At 43.8% G+C, this 17050-nt stretch carries 17 protein-coding genes; 10 read left to right on the forward strand and 7 right to left on the reverse strand.

What is annotated here, in order from left to right; all coding sequences use genetic code 11:
• Positions 1–189 precede the first annotated feature (189 nt).
• On the forward strand, positions 190–1548 hold the full coding sequence (locus tag AND4_RS17215) for a diguanylate cyclase (protein WP_009844260.1): 1359 nt from the start codon (positions 190–192) through the stop codon (positions 1546–1548).
• A gap of 423 nt (positions 1549–1971) precedes the next feature.
• Here AND4_RS17215 and AND4_RS17220 read toward each other — a convergent pair whose 3' ends face one another.
• The gene (locus tag AND4_RS17220) at positions 1972–3528 is read right to left on the reverse strand and encodes a DUF3612 domain-containing protein (RefSeq protein ID WP_083796307.1); all 1557 of its coding nucleotides are present in this window, start codon (positions 3526–3528) and stop codon (positions 1972–1974) included.
• Positions 3529–3702: 174 nt separating this feature from the next.
• Between AND4_RS17220 and AND4_RS17225 the strand changes: the two genes are divergently transcribed.
• Positions 3703–4281: a malate synthase gene (locus AND4_RS17225; protein ID WP_009844262.1), complete on the forward strand. Its 579-nt coding sequence runs from the start codon at positions 3703–3705 to the stop codon at positions 4279–4281.
• 110 nt (positions 4282–4391) lie between these two features.
• Here AND4_RS17225 and AND4_RS17230 read toward each other — a convergent pair whose 3' ends face one another.
• Positions 4392–5405 (reverse strand): GGDEF domain-containing protein, encoded by a 1014-nt coding sequence (locus tag AND4_RS17230; protein WP_009844263.1) that lies wholly within the window; start codon positions 5403–5405, stop codon positions 4392–4394.
• A gap of 225 nt (positions 5406–5630) precedes the next feature.
• On the opposite strand from AND4_RS17230, the gene AND4_RS17235 reads away from it, so the two are divergent.
• The 3 genes from AND4_RS17235 to AND4_RS17245 are packed head-to-tail and all read left to right on the forward strand — an operon-like array spanning position 5631 to position 9234.
• Complete coding sequence (locus AND4_RS17235) at positions 5631–6971, forward strand: DASH family cryptochrome (RefSeq protein WP_009844264.1); 1341 nt, start codon at positions 5631–5633, stop codon at positions 6969–6971.
• Positions 6972–6982: 11 nt separating this feature from the next.
• Entirely contained in the window at positions 6983–8527 is a 1545-nt protein-coding gene (locus AND4_RS17240; protein WP_009844265.1) for a cryptochrome/photolyase family protein, read from the forward strand.
• Positions 8527–9234, forward strand: a complete 708-nt coding sequence (locus AND4_RS17245) for an SDR family oxidoreductase (protein WP_009844266.1) — start codon at positions 8527–8529, stop codon at positions 9232–9234. The genes AND4_RS17240 and AND4_RS17245 overlap by 1 nt, the downstream gene beginning before the upstream one ends.
• Before the next feature lie 53 nt (positions 9235–9287).
• On the opposite strand, the gene AND4_RS19730 is transcribed toward AND4_RS17245, so the two are convergent.
• Entirely contained in the window at positions 9288–9434 is a 147-nt protein-coding gene (locus AND4_RS19730) for a DUF2256 domain-containing protein (protein ID WP_009844267.1), read from the reverse strand.
• A gap of 65 nt (positions 9435–9499) precedes the next feature.
• On the reverse strand, positions 9500–10642 hold the full coding sequence (gene msrB / locus AND4_RS17250) for a peptide-methionine (R)-S-oxide reductase MsrB (protein ID WP_009844268.1): 1143 nt from the start codon (positions 10640–10642) through the stop codon (positions 9500–9502).
• 186 nt (positions 10643–10828) lie between these two features.
• Here msrB and AND4_RS17255 point away from each other — a divergent pair, with 186 nt between their 5' ends.
• Both AND4_RS17255 and AND4_RS17260 read left to right on the forward strand, forming a co-directional pair.
• On the forward strand, positions 10829–11227 hold the full coding sequence (locus AND4_RS17255; RefSeq protein ID WP_043991845.1) for an OsmC family protein: 399 nt from the start codon (positions 10829–10831) through the stop codon (positions 11225–11227).
• A 110-nt stretch (positions 11228–11337) separates the two neighbouring features.
• Positions 11338–11898, forward strand: coding sequence for a sugar O-acetyltransferase (locus AND4_RS17260; RefSeq protein ID WP_009844270.1), 561 nt, complete (start codon positions 11338–11340; stop codon positions 11896–11898).
• Positions 11899–12020: 122 nt separating this feature from the next.
• Here the strand turns inward: AND4_RS17260 and AND4_RS17265 are convergent, their stop codons facing one another.
• Positions 12021–12203: a hypothetical protein gene (locus tag AND4_RS17265; RefSeq protein WP_009844271.1), complete on the reverse strand. Its 183-nt coding sequence runs from the start codon at positions 12201–12203 to the stop codon at positions 12021–12023.
• Between the two features lie 268 nt (positions 12204–12471).
• On the opposite strand from AND4_RS17265, the gene yjjG reads away from it, so the two are divergent.
• On the forward strand, positions 12472–13149 hold the full coding sequence (yjjG, locus tag AND4_RS17270; RefSeq protein WP_009844272.1) for a pyrimidine 5'-nucleotidase: 678 nt from the start codon (positions 12472–12474) through the stop codon (positions 13147–13149).
• Between the two features lie 111 nt (positions 13150–13260).
• Here the strand turns inward: yjjG and AND4_RS17275 are convergent, their stop codons facing one another.
• Complete coding sequence (locus AND4_RS17275) at positions 13261–14517, reverse strand: SGNH/GDSL hydrolase family protein (RefSeq protein ID WP_009844273.1); 1257 nt, start codon at positions 14515–14517, stop codon at positions 13261–13263.
• Positions 14518–15227: 710 nt separating this feature from the next.
• On the opposite strand from AND4_RS17275, the gene AND4_RS17280 reads away from it, so the two are divergent.
• Positions 15228–15587, forward strand: a complete 360-nt coding sequence (locus tag AND4_RS17280) for an ATPase (protein WP_043991847.1) — start codon at positions 15228–15230, stop codon at positions 15585–15587.
• Between the two features lie 230 nt (positions 15588–15817).
• The gene (phnR, locus tag AND4_RS17285) at positions 15818–16522 is read left to right on the forward strand and encodes a phosphonate utilization transcriptional regulator PhnR (RefSeq protein ID WP_009844275.1); all 705 of its coding nucleotides are present in this window, start codon (positions 15818–15820) and stop codon (positions 16520–16522) included.
• Positions 16523–16763: 241 nt separating this feature from the next.
• On the opposite strand, the gene AND4_RS17290 is transcribed toward phnR, so the two are convergent.
• Positions 16764–17050 (reverse strand): DUF535 family protein (locus tag AND4_RS17290; protein ID WP_009844276.1); only part of this gene is annotated, 287 nt, incomplete at its 5' end.

Below are 17050 nucleotides of genomic sequence, written 5' to 3' on the forward strand. Positions count from 1 at the left end.
TTTAATTTGGAGTACAGAATAACAACGTATCGAAATTTTAACCTTGTTCTCACGCGTTTTCCCTGTGCTAATTTTGATCAGCAACTTCCTATGGTTGGTATTCGTACCACTGTCGCTTATTATTAATGTAATTGAGATTTTTTAACAATAATCAAAAAATTCAGATAGTCATAAGTTAGTGGGGAACAGATGCCATATCCATCGAAGAAGCAAAGCTACTTTGCATTGTTCTTCCTCACTTTTTTTGCTCTTTGCGTTGGAGTCGTCGAGTTGTTGCATCACAATCAACTCAACCTTCACCGAGAGCGACTTCAAGTTGAGGCCAAAGATCGTCTTTCTATGCTCCGTTCCAATTTAGAAGCGGAACTCATGGCTGATATATACAAAGCCAGTACCCTAGCGGCTCTTGCTACATTGCTACCGAAACATGAAAGCCGCAAGCTAAACAAGGTAGTGAATCGCATCCTCAAAGAAAGTAGCCATATCACTGCTATCAGTATTGCGGAAAATGACGTGGTTAGTCATGTCTATCCACTCCAGGGAAATGAGGATGTTGTTGGGTTGGACTATCGAACGGTACCAGCGCAGTGGGTTCAAATACAAAAAGCCAAAGAGATTGAAGAGGTATTTATCGCAGGCCCTAGTGAGCTAGTTGGGGGCAGTCGAGGATTAATTGCACGTGTGCCAGTGTTTCGTGATCCCCCGATGAATAAAGATTATTGGGGAGTGGTCAGTGCAGTGATAGATTTTAATGGTTTGCTTCGTGAAACAGAGGCGATTGACTTTTCTTCCCGTTATTCAATGACCATTCGTGGATACGACAGCAGCGGTGAGACCGGAGACATATTTTTTGGTGAGTCAAAGCCTAATGGGACAATTTTTGCTCAAGAGCAAGTACAGTTTCCGTATGGTAGTTGGAGTTTAGCGATATATTCTGGTGCCGAGTTAGAACCGAAATTGCCTTGGAGTACATTGCAACTAACGAGGTTAGTTGGCTACCCCATTGCCTTTGGATTGAGTATCGCCCTGATTGTCATTTACCGTTTGTATATCCTGGCAGATAAACGAGCACTGCATGATGAGCTTACGCAGTTGCCTAATCGTCGCTATTTTATGCAGTCCTACAAACATCAGTTTCAGCTCGCGAAACGCTATAAAATGCGATACAGCTTTGCGCTTGTAAACATTGATCTGGATTGTTTTAAGAATATTAACGATAACTATGGCCACGATGCTGGCGATCAAGTACTTATTGCATGCGCAGAGCGAATAAAAAAGACTTTACGCCGCTCAGACATAGTGGCTCGCATGGGAGGAGATGAGTTTCTTGTGATTGTTCATAATCCAAAAACGGAAGATAGCATTCATGCATTAGTGAAAAAGCTTCGCTTTGCTTTGTGCTCGAGTCCGGTTCTCTACGAGGAAAACTCGATTTACCTTAGAGCCAGTATTGGATATGCGATGTTTGATCCAAAAATGACATCAGCTCAACAAATGATGAAAATTGCTGATGAGGATATGTATCAACACAAGCATGGCGGTGTATAGCCGCTAACACCATAAATTTCGAGCCTCATATTCTGGCTTGTTACAACGTCCGATAACTTCGTTTGAAATCTCAGTCTTGCTCTCAGTCACCTTCCCTATGCCAATTTTGAACGCTTTCTTACCGTGATTATTATCAAACGATGTTTTCTGATAAAGGGATTATTACAAATGCATGTAGTGGCATATTTGCACTATTTTGCATTTTGCAAATGCGATTTGCAAAGGGAGTGCTCAATAAAACATCAATATGCATCAAGATCGAAGAAAAAAGGCAATTTTTTAAGTTGGCACGCATCATGCTAAGTAAGGTTTGACCCTTATTAAGCCGAGGGTCACCTAGCCAACTGACGTTGTTAGTGAACACTCATTGTTCACAATGTATATACCGCCAATCACCTCTATTGTGATTGGCGTTTTTTCTTTCTAGAGCCCAATAGAATGCGGCGCGTCACCTGAATCCTCCGACTCATTACACTTGTGGTAACAACTCGGTTGTCTTGGACACACCGTTCCCCTTGAGCAAATCAACCTCGCTTGAGTTTGAATCCCGCGTTCTATCCAATTAATGTTGAGGATCTTGGCAATCGTGGTGAGATCCTTTTTGATGTGTTGAGGTATGTTGGTGCTGCCTCCAGAAGAAACACACAGTGACTTCAATTCTTCTGCAATGGCAATAGCGTCGCCTCCTTGGGCTGAAATTGCGGGGTTCAAATCGATACCAGCGCACAGAACACGGTTGTTGCCCGCAGGGTCGAACACGTTGACTGACTCACAGCAGTATATACGTGGCTCATTTCCGACGTTCAGAATCGAAATCTGCGCTGAACTGGTATCCAGCGGTTCTGATAATCGACGGAACACCGCCCAATGCTGGCAAGGGTCATTGACCTTGCGCATGTTGCCCCAAGGAAGCGGAATTCCATTTCCACGATACACGGCTTTAAGTTTCCCCGGACCGTAAGCATCAAAGTAATGCCAGTGTGGATAAGGTGATACAACAGTCATGCGTCGCATGGCCACTGACGGAGAGACGCCCGCCTTTTTGTGTACATCGATCTCATAGCCAGAGCGATCGAGTAGTTGGCGAAACGGCACTTTTGGACAAAGTAGAGCACCGGCGAAAAAGCTTGATTCAAAATCCCGCCACGCTTGCAAAATGTCTTGAGAGTTGAGCTCCGAGTTCGAAACTTGCGAACCGCTTTGCTCCCAGTTGTTTTGATGCCCAATTGATAGCACGTTACTCATGCCATCGCTGCTGTGCAGTACTCGATGGCCAATGTAGACTGCTAGGTCGTACTTCAAACGTGTCGGGTAGTCTCGCATTCGCTTATTAAGATAAACCGTGCCTGGCGCTTCCATGAAAGAGGTGATCAATTGCTTCGCACTCACACCGAGTTCGTCAATAACGTCTTGCGGTGCCCGGTCTACCCAACGAATATCTAACCCCATGCTTTTGGCAATATCGATCAAATCCTCTACCGAAAGGTTAAGACGCTTTAATCCGACTTCTTCTGCGGCTCGTTCTAGGTCTGGAAAATGGTTCTGATGATTCTCTTGGTGGGCACGAATCAATAGATGCGCAAATTGTCGCCCAGTGATACCAGTTTGGGAGAGCATTTCGGGTATCGCGATTTGCAAGATGTCATTTGAGAACAAGAAACTAGGCTCAAGGGCCATGCCATTAATGCCGCCCCGATTGCCTTTATTGGGCGTAATGGCCTCGAGTTCAGGCTCATCATCTAAAAACCATGTCGGTTCTTTTTGAAAAACTTCGGCGATCACCTCCAACATATCGATGCTTGGAACCCGTTTTCCGCGCTCTATCATCGATAAATAAGAGACCGACGGTGCGTACTCGGGATTGACCCGAATGCAGCGAGCGGATAAATCTTCCATGGTTAAATGGTTATTTTTCCTCAGGTTACGAATTTTCGTCCCGAGGAAGTGGGATTGCCGGATAAGACTTTTTGACACAGACATTTTGTAAAATTCACATTGTAAAATTTTTGTTGTGAAATTGTAGTCAATAATTCGCTAGTCTACATAGTAAGCAGATAGATAAATTAACTATTCACTTCACAGAACGGCTTGAAACTTAAATACTGGTTTTAAGTTTTTACTCTAGCAAGAGCATTTAAGTGCGAGGAAATGACGATGAATATGCTGAAATTCGATAAAGAAGACATCCAACAACAAGAACGCTCGTTTATCGCTGAAGCCGTATTTGCCGTCGAGGCGGTAAGTGCGGAGCAGCAGAACGAGAAGCAAGTTAGAGCGAAGCTATTACTCGACCGTATGTTCCCACTTGAGAACGGGTCGCACCAAGATGTATCCAGCTACGTGATAGATTACCGTCATGTTATGGCTTACTTTAAAGACGGCACACACAGTGGCTTGAAACGACCAAAACACTTTGTAGCGTATACAGGTGAGAAAGAAGATCCGAAAGCGATACTGCTCAAAGATGAGTTAGGCAGCCACGTAGAAGTGATGTTTGGCTGTCACAAAGGGACCGGGTGCGTAGAGCTAATGGATATCGATGATATTCAGTTAGAAACACGCACTACCTTCAGCCCTGAGCTCATCGGCAACGCACCGACAGCGATGCGTCACTGGATTAGTTTGATAAAAGGCGATGTAAAAGGCAAACCAATGGCGTGCAGTGAAGACAAAGAGTACACCGCCAAAAATGGCGATGATTACTTCCTCTGCTACTGCTATAGCGTGGACTGATTTTCGGACGTGTACCTAACGACAGTGGATTAAATCCAAAGTACTCAACCCCAACAAATGTTTGGGGTTGAGTCTGTTAAAGGGAGGTGCGGAAGAGGGGAGGAAATACTTTAGAGTGGCATAACTCGGTTTCGCCCCAGCTGTTTTGCTTCATATAACTGTTTATCAGCCTTCGTCACTAGGCTATCCAATGTATCACCAACTTCATACTCTGCGACACCAAAAGAGGCGGTAATGTTTTGCACTTGGCTGCCTGAACGTTTATCACGGACACGCAATTTTTCGATTATTCGGCGCAACGTGTCCGCGTATTGACGACCTATGCGTATAGATTTATTCGGCACGATTAGGGCAAACTCCTCACCGCCGAAACGGTAAGCACTAATGCCGTCACGGCAGCTTTGCTGAAGACGCCGTGCGATTGCTTTGATGACGGTATCGCCAAATAGATGCCCATAATTGTCGTTAAACCCTTTAAAGTGATCAATATCAAGCAGAACCAGAGTCATGCTTTGACTGTTGTCGATCAGCATTTGGAGGTCATTATCGAAAGCGCGACGGTTATACAAATTGGAGAGGCCATCGAAGAGCGCATCTTTTTGTACTTGGGCTAATTGGCATTTTAGACGAGAAATTTCCTTGCCAGCTGTGGTTAGTTGACTATTTAGGAATTGAGTCGAGTGACGGATTTCACGAGATTCAGAGACGAGTTGGCGAACCACACTCATTACTTCCTCAATGCTTAAACTGTGATCTTCAACTTTTTCGAGCTTATTAAAGCTCCTGTCGATAAGTTCTGAGAAGTAAGAAGTGTCAGTGATGGTATCACTCATTGAGCTAGAGACTTCGCCTAATAGTAATTCTACGTTGGTTTTGAGTTCTTCTAGGCTCGTTTCTGCTTTACTTGCGACATAGCTGTTATAAAGCATCTTGTGTGTCGCTGGTGGACAGACATCATAATTTTGCAGAACCATATCTAACTCTTGGTTAAGCTCTGGAATGGTTTTATCTACATAGGTGTACCACAAGGCGTAGTTTGCTGGTGTTGCTGCTACGTAGTTCTTGAACATTAATGGTACCGCTTTTCTTAGATTGGCGGTTGATTTTTTAAATTCGTCTGTCATTTCTGCAATGCGGCAAGCAAATTGGAATCAGGTTTAAGGGTAACGGATATCAATCAATATCGCTTTATTTTTTATCATTTTTAATTGGTTTATAGAATTAATTTAAAAAATTGTTTAGCAAACGTTTTGTTCAGTGATTTGCAAATACAACCAAGGGCCGTCTGATCGCAAACTGGCATAGTGCGTAAGATTTATATAAGCACAAACGCACATGGAATGCTTACTTTGAAAAACAAAATCGGGCTTTACTGGTTTACAAATGAATTAAGAATTCATGATAACCCACTGCTTGCCGAAGTGGACAAGGCAGTAAGTGAATTGATCTGCATTTACTGTTATCCCAAACTCCCACCATTTTTAACGCACTTTGCGCAGGAAGCCCAGTTTGGTCAGAACAAACTTCGGTTTTTAGATGAGTCGTTACACTGCCTCAATCTGTCGTTGAATGCGAGAAATCAACGTTTGCAAGTGGTTGATTTATTACCCTATCAAGCAATCAAACATGCGATTGAGAAGCTTGATGTGACACATCTTTACTGCGACGCCTTTTCCGGAGTAGATGAGCAAGACGTCATAGATAAAATACGTTCAGATTTTCCACACCTAACAATTTGCCAACGGGAAGTACGCAGCTTGTTTGCACTTGATGATTTGCCCTTTTCTCTCGAAAACTTACCCGGTACTTTTACCAAGTTTCGCAAACTTGTTGAGAAGTTACCGGTGTCAAAACCAGTGGCGACGGTATCATCTTTACCCCCGATACCCGAGGGCTTGGCCCTGCCAACTTTACGGTTAATTGGTGATGGCAAGTCCTACCTATTTAATGGGGGAGAGCAGGCTGGACTGGAACACTGCCAACAGTATTTCTCTTCGATATCAGCCAGTGATTATAAGCAGACACGCAATGGTTTAGACGGTATGGAATATTCAACCAAGTTTTCACCTTGGCTCGCTCACGGGTGTCTCTCCCCGAAAGTCATCTGCGCCATGCTAAGCCGTTATGAGCATGTAAACGGAGCGAACGACTCGACCTACTGGATCTACTTCGAGCTTCTATGGCGTGAGTACTTTTATTGGTATGCACGAAAATATAAACATCAGCTGTTTCGATTTGGGGGCATCCGCAATCAAGTGCCTTTGACTAGCTTTTATGGGCATCGTTTCCAGCAATGGAAGCAAGGTGAAACCCCATTTCCTATTGTGAATGCTTGCATGCATCAACTTAACGAAACGGGTTACATGTCTAACCGTGGTAGACAATTGGTCGCAAGTTGTTTGGTGCACGAACTTGGGCTCGATTGGCGCTATGGCGCTGCCTATTTTGAGTCCCAACTAATAGATTACGACGTCGCCTCTAACTGGGGCAACTGGCAATATCTAGCGGGTGTCGGCGCTGACCCACGTGGTGCGCGACAATTCAATCTCAAAAAGCAAACCGAAATTTACGATCCCAATATGGCATTCATCAATAGGTGGCAAGGACATTGCGTTGACGCGCATTTGGATAGCGTCGACATGGTCGATTGGCCGATAATGATGGATAGTCATGGAAAGACGTCGTCCTAGGAGTGACAGAAATGCAGTTTGAAACCGTACGACTGATTCTGGGTGATCAGCTCAATAGCGAGCATTCTTGGTTTCAGAGGCCAGACAACCGTGTTCTTTACTTGATTGCAGAGTTAAAACAAGAGAGCACGTATGTGGCGCATCACATTCAAAAAGTGTGTGCATTTTTCTCAGCGATGGAACAATTTGCGAGAGAACGTCAGAGCGAAGGTCATCAGGTTTTGCAACTCACGCTAGATGACACTGCATCGTTCGATGGTCTTGAGCAAGTCTTGCAGCATTATGTTAGTGAGGTGGGAGCGAGTAAGCTAGAATACCAACGCCCTGACGAATATCGATTGCTAGAGCAGTTAGCTAGGCTCAAGCTCGATGGTGTCGTGATGCGCTGCGTCGATTCTGAACACTTTTTGCTGCCGTTTGAAGAGATAGAGTCGCAGTTTCCTTATGGCAAACACATCATGATGGAGCACTTTTATCGTCGTATGCGCAAGCGCTTTAACATCTTGATGCAAGACGGAAAACCCGTAGGTGGCAAATGGAACTACGATGCCAACAATCGGAACAAGCTCAAAGCTAAAGACATTGAGCAACTGCCACATCCTTTGATGTTCAGCACCAACGTACGTGAAATTTCTGAGCGGTTGGTGCGACATAACATCAAAACGATCGGAAACCTTGAAGGCGATTTGTTGTGGCCAGTGAATCGTGCACAAAGTTTGTCTTTACTTGCGCATTTTTGCCAAGTTTGTCTGCCATTATTTGGTCGTTTTCAAGACGCGATGACTGGACAGCACGACGCTAAATGGAGCCTTTATCACAGCCGGATTTCGTTTTCTCTAAACAGTAAATTACTCCATCCCCAAGAAGTGATTGATGCGTCTCTTGCGGCATTTCATTCTAATCCTGACGTTGATATTTCTCAGGTAGAGGGCTTTATTCGTCAAATCCTAGGTTGGCGAGAGTACATCCGGGGTGTCTATTGGGCAAACATGCCCCACTACGCGACAAAGAACGAGCTGGGGGCGAAAAGAAAGCTGCCCGATTTCTTTTGGAATGGCGAAACAAAAATGGCGTGCATGCGTAACGCGATTGGTCAGTCCTTAGATTATGCTTATGCGCACCATATCCAGCGCCTAATGGTCACAGGTAATTTTTGTTTGCTCACGGAAATCGACCCAGATCAAGTGGACCAGTGGTATCTCGGCATCTATGTGGATGCGATTGAATGGGTAGAGATGCCCAACACGCGTGGCATGGCATTGTTTGCCGATGGTGGCATTGTTGGCACTAAACCTTATGCCGCGAGTGGTTCTTACATCAACAAAATGAGTGATTATTGTAAGGGGTGTCATTACGACAACAAATCGCGTAGCGGGGAAGGGGCCTGTCCTTTCAACAGCCTATATTGGCGTTTTATGAACAAACATGACAAACGTTTGGCCACCAACCCACGTATCGGAATGATTTTCCGTTCTTGGGATAATATGGAAGAGCAGCAGCGTCAGTCGATACTCGATACGGCGGAGTATTACATAGAAAATTTGGAGAGCTTGTGATGGAAATAGTGATCATTGGTGGCAATGGCGGCATTGGCCTAGCGATGGTACAGCAATCGGTTGTTCGGTTTCCTCAAGCCAGAGTGCACGCTACCTACCGTAAGCAGCAACCAGATTGGCAACACCCTCAAGTCGCTTGGCATCAAGTGGATGCTTCAATAGATGAGCAGGTGAAAGTGTTTAGTGAGCGAATTGAACATCTTGATTGGTTGGTGAATTGCGTTGGCATGTTGCACACCCACGAGAAAGGCCCTGAGAAAAATCTTAGTTCGCTCGACGCCGACTTTTTTCAACAAACCATTACAGTGAATACGCTGCCCAGTTTGTTATTGGCGAAATACTTTACGCCCAAACTCAAACGCAGTACTGCTCCCAAATTTGCCACCATATCGGCCAAAGTAGGGAGTATTAGTGATAACCAGTTGGGTGGTTGGTACAGCTACCGCGCATCGAAAGCCGCGTTAAATATGTTCCTCAAAACCATGTCAATTGAATGGCAACGAATGGTCAAATATGGCACGGTGCTGTCGCTTCATCCAGGGACGACAGACACGGCCTTATCTGCACCTTTCCAAGCTAACGTCCCTGAAGGAAAACTGTTTACGCCAGAGCGAGTTGCGAGGGACTTGTTAGTACTGATAGAGAAAGCAGTCCCGCAAGATAGCGGGGCGTTTTGGGCATATGATGGCACGTTATTACCGTGGTAAAAGCGTATTACTTTGGCAAAAATCGCATTATGTGTAGGGCGGTTGTGAGCGGGCTAGTTTTTCGTTGTTCTCTTTCTCCGGCAACGTGCAGAGCAATAGACGATCTCTTCCCAATTTCGCGCCCATTTTTTTCTCCAAGAAAATGGGCGCTGGCAGATGGGGCAGACCTTTGTTGGCAGGTTGGTTTTAAAACCTTTCATACTTAGGTTGTTTACTCTCAATTTGGCCTAACAGACATTAACTGTTTATTAAACAAATGATTTAGCTACTTGTCGAACAGATAAAGGTATTCGCCGTAGCCTGAGCTAGCCATTTGATTTACCGGGATAAACTTCATCGCAGCGGAATTCATACAGTAGCGCAAGCCAGTTGGCTTCGGACCGTCTTTGAAGACATGACCGATGTGAGAGTCGCCAAATTTGCTGCGGATCTCGGTGCGCGGGTAAACCAGTTTAAAATCGGTTTTCTCTACTATGTAACCAGGGTTTATTGGTTTGGTAAAGCTCGGCCAACCTGTGCCTGACTTGTATTTATCGGTTGATGAAAACAATGGCTCACCGGTAACAATGTCTATGTATATCCCCGCTTCTTTGTTATCCCAATATTTGTTGTCGAAAGGGCGCTCGGTGCCATCTTCTTGAGTGACGTAGTACTGAAGCTCAGTTAGCTGTGCTTTTATCTCTTTTTCTGAGGGCTTTTTGTAAACCTTCACTTTTGTTATCAGGTCTTTTTCGTTAATGAGTTCACGCAGTGTTTTCGGGCTGTCTTTTCTGTCATCACCAAATACTTGGTCTAGATATTTATCGCGACCAGATGCGTAGCGGTAGTATTTGTATTTCAGGCTGCTTTTCTTGTAGTAATCTTGATGGTACGACTCCGCAGGATAAAACTTTTCAAATTCGATCAGTTCTGTTTTAAGTGGTTTTGGATAGATCATCGCCTTATCGATTTCCATCATAAATTGCTCAGCTACCTGTTTCTGCTCGGCATTGTGGTAGAAGATTGCAGGGCGGTATTGAGGGCCACGGTCGACAAATGAACCTTTGTCGTCAGTTGGATCGATATGGCGAAAGAAATAATCCAGTACTTGTTCGTAACTCACCACGTTAGGGTCGTATTTTACCTCAATCACTTCAATATGACCTGATTTGCCGGAGGAGACTTGTCGATAAGTTGGGTTTTTCAACTGACCACCGGAATAACCAGAAATAACGTCTAACACTCCCGGTAATTGTTCTAAATCCGATTCGGTACACCAGAAACAACCGCCTGCTAGTGTCGCGATGTCAGCCTTTCCTGATGCGTTCATTTTATCCATGGTATCGGCAATACCTGTTTTACTTAGCAAGATGCATAATACAGGTAGCGTGAATGAGAATCCCACCAACAACTTAGATACTTTCTTCATAATTTCCTCAAACGTCACTTTCTTAATGGGTGTTACGTAAGAGGACAGAGTTAAGAGTGAAAAAATTACAGTGAAGATGAAAATTTCTTTGCCCTTTTTTTTAAGGTGGCTAAAGTAATGTCACAAAATATGGGCTCATCAGACAGACAAATGGTGGATGAGACAGAGGAATTTGTGAGGGAAAGTATGCAAGCAGAAGTTAAATGGGTCGAAGACTTTAAATTTATCGGTCACTCTCAATCAGGTCACTCGGTAGTGATGGATGGTAATAAGGGAGAGACGGCACCAAGTCCAATGGAAATGGTTCTTATGGCCGCTGGTGGTTGCAGTTCTGTAGACGTTGTTGATGGTTTGAAAACAGCTGGTCAAAAAGTGGCTGCTGTTAATGCAAAGCTAACCACTGAACGTCGTGAGACCGCGCCGCGTATTTTTACTCAAGTGAACATCCACTTTGAAGTTTCAGGTGAAGCCCTAGAGCCAGAGATCGTAGAAAAAGTCACCGCGGACTCATTAGAGAGATACTGTTCAGTATGCTTAATGCTGGGTGAGGGGGTAAAAATGACCCACAGCTGGGAAATTGTTTAATTCTTCAAGTACAAATAGATAAAACAGGAAAGAGAATAGCCCGTGCTTTTCTCTTTTTTTCTTCTTTGTTTACGCTAATCTATTTTGGTCTCAAGTTGTAGGAACTCTCAATGACCGAATTAGAAAAGATGATGTCTGGCCAAGTGTTTGATGGTACAGATAAAGAAATCGAAGCGACGCGCAATAATGCAACCCTTGCGCTAATGGCTTTTAATAATAACACCGATGAATCTCAGCGTGAATCATTGCAAAAGCGCTTGTTTGGTAAAGTTGGGCGAAGCATTATTCAAGCGCCGTTTCATTGTGAATTCGGCAAGACAATTGAGATCGGAGAAGAGACCTTCATTAATATGAACGTCTTGATGTTGGATGGCGCTAAAATCACCATTGGTAATTACGTACTTATTGGGCCTAGTGTTCAGTTTTATACCGCTTCGCACTCTCTGGATTACCGCAGTCGGCTCAAGTGGGAAACCTTTTGTCATCCAATTAAGGTTGAGGATAGTGTTTGGATTGGTGGCAATTCGGTCATTAATCAAGGCGTGACTATTGGTGCTCGCTCTGTGATTGCTGCTAACTCTGTGGTGAATAGCGATGTCCCACCTGATTGTTTGTATGGAGGTACGCCAGCCAAATTGATCCGTCGTTTAAATCAAGTTGATTCGCTATGACTATGTTAACGAGAGGGGATTTATCGAAGGTTTGATGCTTTCCTTATATCTATGGTTGGCTTTTGTCGTTATCAAACAAAAATGAGCTCTGTTATAAAGCTCACCTCGACCGATATTTTTAACTAAGAATGGAAGATAACCTGCTGGTCATTCGTCATCACAAGTGTTGCTTTGTTTTGCTCGATAAGTTGCGCCGCATAAGAAGGCGTCACGGCTTGCATCTCGCCCTTTGCTTTTAGGGTCAGAGATTCCCATGCTTGGTCACGATATTTACCCGCTTGGGTATATTGAATAAGTACTTTCATGGTTTCATGTTCCGATGCTGTTGAGTTGCTACTAAGTTAGCGTGCCTTTAATGGTTGCGCACCTGTTAAAAATGAAACATTAGATTAACCAAATGTGTTTGTGCCAAACAGGTTTATGTTTTAGAACGACTCAGTAACGAACACTGTACATCGCAGAAACAACTGAAAAGTGAGCTTACTGTATATATCTTAGTGATTAAGAGTTTGCTCCAAATAAGAAAAAATTAGACTGTGTGATAAAAACGACCTGAATATTGGAAAGAAGAAAATGAAATACGATTGGATCTTGTTTGACGCTGACGAAACCTTGTTCCACTTTGACGCCTTTAAAGGTTTGCAGCTGATGTTTTCTCGCAAAGGTGTTGATTTCACTGCGCAAGACTTTGCTCACTACCAAATGGTAAACAAGCCACTGTGGGTGGACTACCAAGATGGTAAAGTGACGGCAGACGAGATTAAACATAAACGTTTTACAGAGTGGGCAGAAAAGCTTAACACCACAACGATGGATCTCAACCTTGCGTTTTTAGAAGCGATGGTAGACATCTGTACTTTGCTACCTGGCGCAAGAGAGTTGATGGAGGCACTGCAAGGTAAAACTCGAATGGGTATCATCACTAATGGTTTTACCGAGTTGCAAGCGATTCGCCTAGAACGAACTGGCATGAATGACTACTTCGAGCACGTCGTGATCTCTGAGGAAGTGGGTATCGCGAAGCCAGACTCAGGCATCTTTGAGTACGCAATGACGCAAATGGGAAATCCATGTAAGACGCGCGTACTGATGGTGGGTGATAATCTGTACTCTGACATTTTGGGTGGCAATAACTTCGGTATTGAAACATGTTGGTTGAACACGGCTGGCATGAGCGCAGATCAGAAAGTAACACCAAGCTACACAGTGACATCATTAAATGAGCTTAAGAATATCCTTGTGGTTGAGTAAGCAAATAAACGGAAAAAGCGCTGATTTTCAGCGCTTTTTTACGATTACCACTATGAAATGCCGTACATCAATCATGCACAGAGCCCCTCTACAACAAGAGAGGGGGAAGACCTAGAACGGATGACGAGAAAGTTGGTCAGTATTTTTTAGCATTTGTTCTGCCACATAGCGATGCGTCGCTGTCGTTGGATGAGTAACATCCCAGAACACAAACTTGTCAGAACCAACAGATGCACACTCAGAGCGAGGAGAATGGTTGTATAAGTAGTCAGCGGACGATGAGCGGTTGATATCTAGACAAGCTTCCGTCGAGTTACTGAAGCCATGTTGCTCTGGATTAGCAGTCAAACTCGCAAAGAGAGCATGGGTATCGTGCAACGTAATGTTAAGTCCTTGCGCTGTATAGTACGCGGCTTGCGTTTTTATAAACTCATTCATCTCAAGAATGTTTGCGCGAATTGCATCGATTTCTTCCTGACTAGAATATTTAAATTGGGGGGCATACGTTGCGTCAGGCAGTGTCATAAGCAGGAAGTTTCTTGCGCCAGCGTCATTCAGTTTTATCAAGGCTTCTGCATAGTCCGCTTTTACTTCAGAAACACTTCGGTTGTAGTTCATAAAATCATTCAAACCAAACTCTAAGGTAAACAAGGTGTTCGCAGGATTATAGTTTTTCGCTAGTTGCGCATAAGCAAGATAAGAGGCTACTTGTTTTCCAACACCAGTTAGCGCAATGTATTTATTTTCACCAGCAGCACCACCTACTGCCCAGTTGTACAAAGGTAAGTGCTTGGCTTGAGCAATATATTCCGTCCAGACAAAACCGTTTGAGAAGTGCCCCAAGAACCAACTGTTTCGGTTCGGGAATTGCCATTGAGAGGCATTAAAGATGTTTCCTGTATCGGACAAGCTGTCGCCTAATGCGACCACCTTATTGATTTTGTCTGACTGTTTTACAGGGTCATTAGTCCAGATTGAATGGTTGTATGACAAGTTGTTGTCTGCAGCAAAGAAGGTAATGTCTGCATTTTCGTTCGTCAGTTCAAGAGTCTGTTGACAGCGCTCTTTGATCACGCTCTGAGCGGTATCGGTATAGAACATGTTTTTTAAAGCGTGCTTATTCCGCCAATAGCCATTGATAGTGAAGTAACTACCATCTGGGTTTTCTGCCCACTCCCAGTCCGTTGCTGGGTCGTTGTGTGAATAACTCGTTCTATACCAGCATCGAACGTACGTATCAGTTTGCTTCTGCTGCTTGCTTCTCACTTCTGCGGCGTTCGGTAGGTCGAAAAGCTCTGACGAGTCTGCCGTATGAGCAAAGTTTGATATTATTAATAATGCACTAAATAACGTGGTCGTTTTATTCATGATTCACTCTCTTTAATAATTGTTGTCATGATACAAATGAGAATTAATCTCACTGGTTAAACTAAATTTGGAGTAAATACTCTAACTAGTCAATGTATTATTAAGTACATTGTCAATTTTGCTAACGCAATCGTATTTCAATAGATTTTGTGAATGTGAGTGTTTTGCAAAATAAGTAATAACCGTTTCTTTACAATGACTTAACAATTGGGCTTCATTTAATTGAGTTATTTTTTGGTGTTAACTTTAAATGGTGATGAAATGGCTATTTGTTAATGATTATTTATAAGGTGAAATGTTTTGAGTGTTTAACAGGAGGTGGTAGTTGATTCTTTTATGAGTCATCTGCTTTTTGGTTTTTTATGAGAATAAAATGAATGTTCATTAATCCGTAGAGTTGAAGCATTGGTGATTGGAAGCATTCTTTGAGCTTAATAAGCGGCGAATGCTGAGTCTCATGATGATTTTCGTGCTAGCAGCCACACTATGTACTATCGAATCGGGTTACGAGCTGGCGGATCTGTGTTAGATAGCTACACTGACTTGGGCGTTGCGGTAATATCTGATAAAAAACCATCTCGAGTCCATTTTCCGAGAGTATCCCTCTGGCTAGAACCGCTGGGCTATAGGAATTAAATGTGGTGGGTTTGCCAGGTGATGTATGCGCATTATCTGCAATTGGGCACTTTAACTTTCAACAAGGAGTGGCTATGAAGAAGCGGACCTCACAAGCTGTGTCTGCCGTAGCTCCAACCGCACTTCTGGTAATCGGGCTGAGCTCAAACAGTTTGGCAGACGATTACGGATTTGCACCTTTCGGTGAAGGTTCTGATCAGGCCGAGCGGCAACCTGTACGTTACTTTGTTAAGTACCATCAAGGGAAAGAGAGCGAAGTGAAAGTACTTCTTCGTCAGTATAAAGTTGAGGTGTACGATGCTCTGGTGAAACAGCGCGTATTAATTGTGGTGGGTGAGCAGGCGGAAATCGATCGGCTTGTTGAACACGATTTGCTTGAGTACACCGAGCAAGAGCCGATAAACAAGTTGCCTTATCAAGCAGCCGAGTTTTAATAAGATAAATCTCAATCCGCTATTGGTAGTGGTCAACTAAAAACTGGCCTCAATCATATTGCACTTAGGAGCAAGGCAGAGGTGTTTGTTAATGCATTGAATACCTTTTCTACGGTAGTATTCCTTCATCCAACCGACACGATTCCGGTGTTGTTTTCGATTGCTCGGATGACATAGGTTAGTTGTTAGAAGATCGCACACAGGTTTGGTACACAAGATAAGGACACTTAGTGCAGTACGTAAAAATTAAAGATTCGATTATTGAACAAATTGAAGCAGGCATGTTGTCACCGCGTCAAAAGCTTCCTGCAGAACGCAAATTGGCGGAATCGTTTGATACCACGCGTGTTACTTTGCGTGAAGCTTTATCACTGTTGGAAGCGGAAGGTCGAATCTATCGCGAAGATCGTCGAGGTTGGTTTATCTCTCCAGAACCACTGCGTTACGATCCAACTCAAACGCTGAATTTTCCCGCTATGGCGAAAGCGCAAAATCGTGTACCAAAAATAGAGTTGCTGGCAGCAAAAGGAACACTAGCAAACAAACAAGCAGCGCGTTTGCTGAACTTACAGCCTTTCTCGGATGTATATCGAGTCGACCGTGTGAGATTTCTTGATGATCGTCCTGTGGTATACGTGACAAACTATATTCGGCCAGAGTTATTTCCGAACTTGCTAGAGCATAATTTGTCGAATTCACTGACGGATATTTATCGTGAGCACTATGGCGTGATATACCAAAAGATTCGTTATCGTATTTCAACCAGTATCTTGTTGGGTGAAATGGCTCAGGCATTGCGTGCAACGTCAGGCTCGTCAGCAATGGTGGTGGAACGTACTAACTACAACCAAGATGGTGAATTGATTGACTGCGGTATAGAATACTGGCGACATGATGCCATTAGTATTGAATCTATTGCTGGTCTCAATCTTTAATTGGATTTGCTCATCATCTAATGTCATCGAATTAAAATCGTTGTTATTCGAATAAATACGCTTTTAGTCTTCAATCCGCAATGTTTTTCGTGGTACTAAGTTTATCGCGGTAATACGTTTCTCACGCTAATCTAAGCCAGCGGCGGCGGCTCCACTGGCTTGATTTTCAGCATCACCGCTCTGTTCTTTATCTTCTGGTAGACGCCAACGTTGACTATTCTGCTTTTAGTGTTGAGCCGCGTCAGTTGCTTAATACTGCTTCGAATGTTGCTTTGGTGTTGTCTAGCCATTCATAACGACGGCGGTACATTGAACGCTTAGAGCGGGACATGCCTTCAATATCACGACGGGGCGCGTTAACATCGATAGAGTAAAAATTACGGTCGTATTCGGTACCGCCGAGTTCAAGCCACAACGCGTCGTAGTCGGTCTTGATTCGACCTTTGCTGTAGCGCCTAGCCGAATAGGTGTGAGACTGTGTCTTTACCGCAAGAATGGTTTCTGCTCCCCAGATCTGTGCGAGGATAC

This window comes from Vibrio sp. AND4, assembly GCF_000171815.1.
In the GTDB taxonomy this organism is placed as follows: Bacteria; Pseudomonadota; Gammaproteobacteria; order Enterobacterales; family Vibrionaceae; genus Vibrio.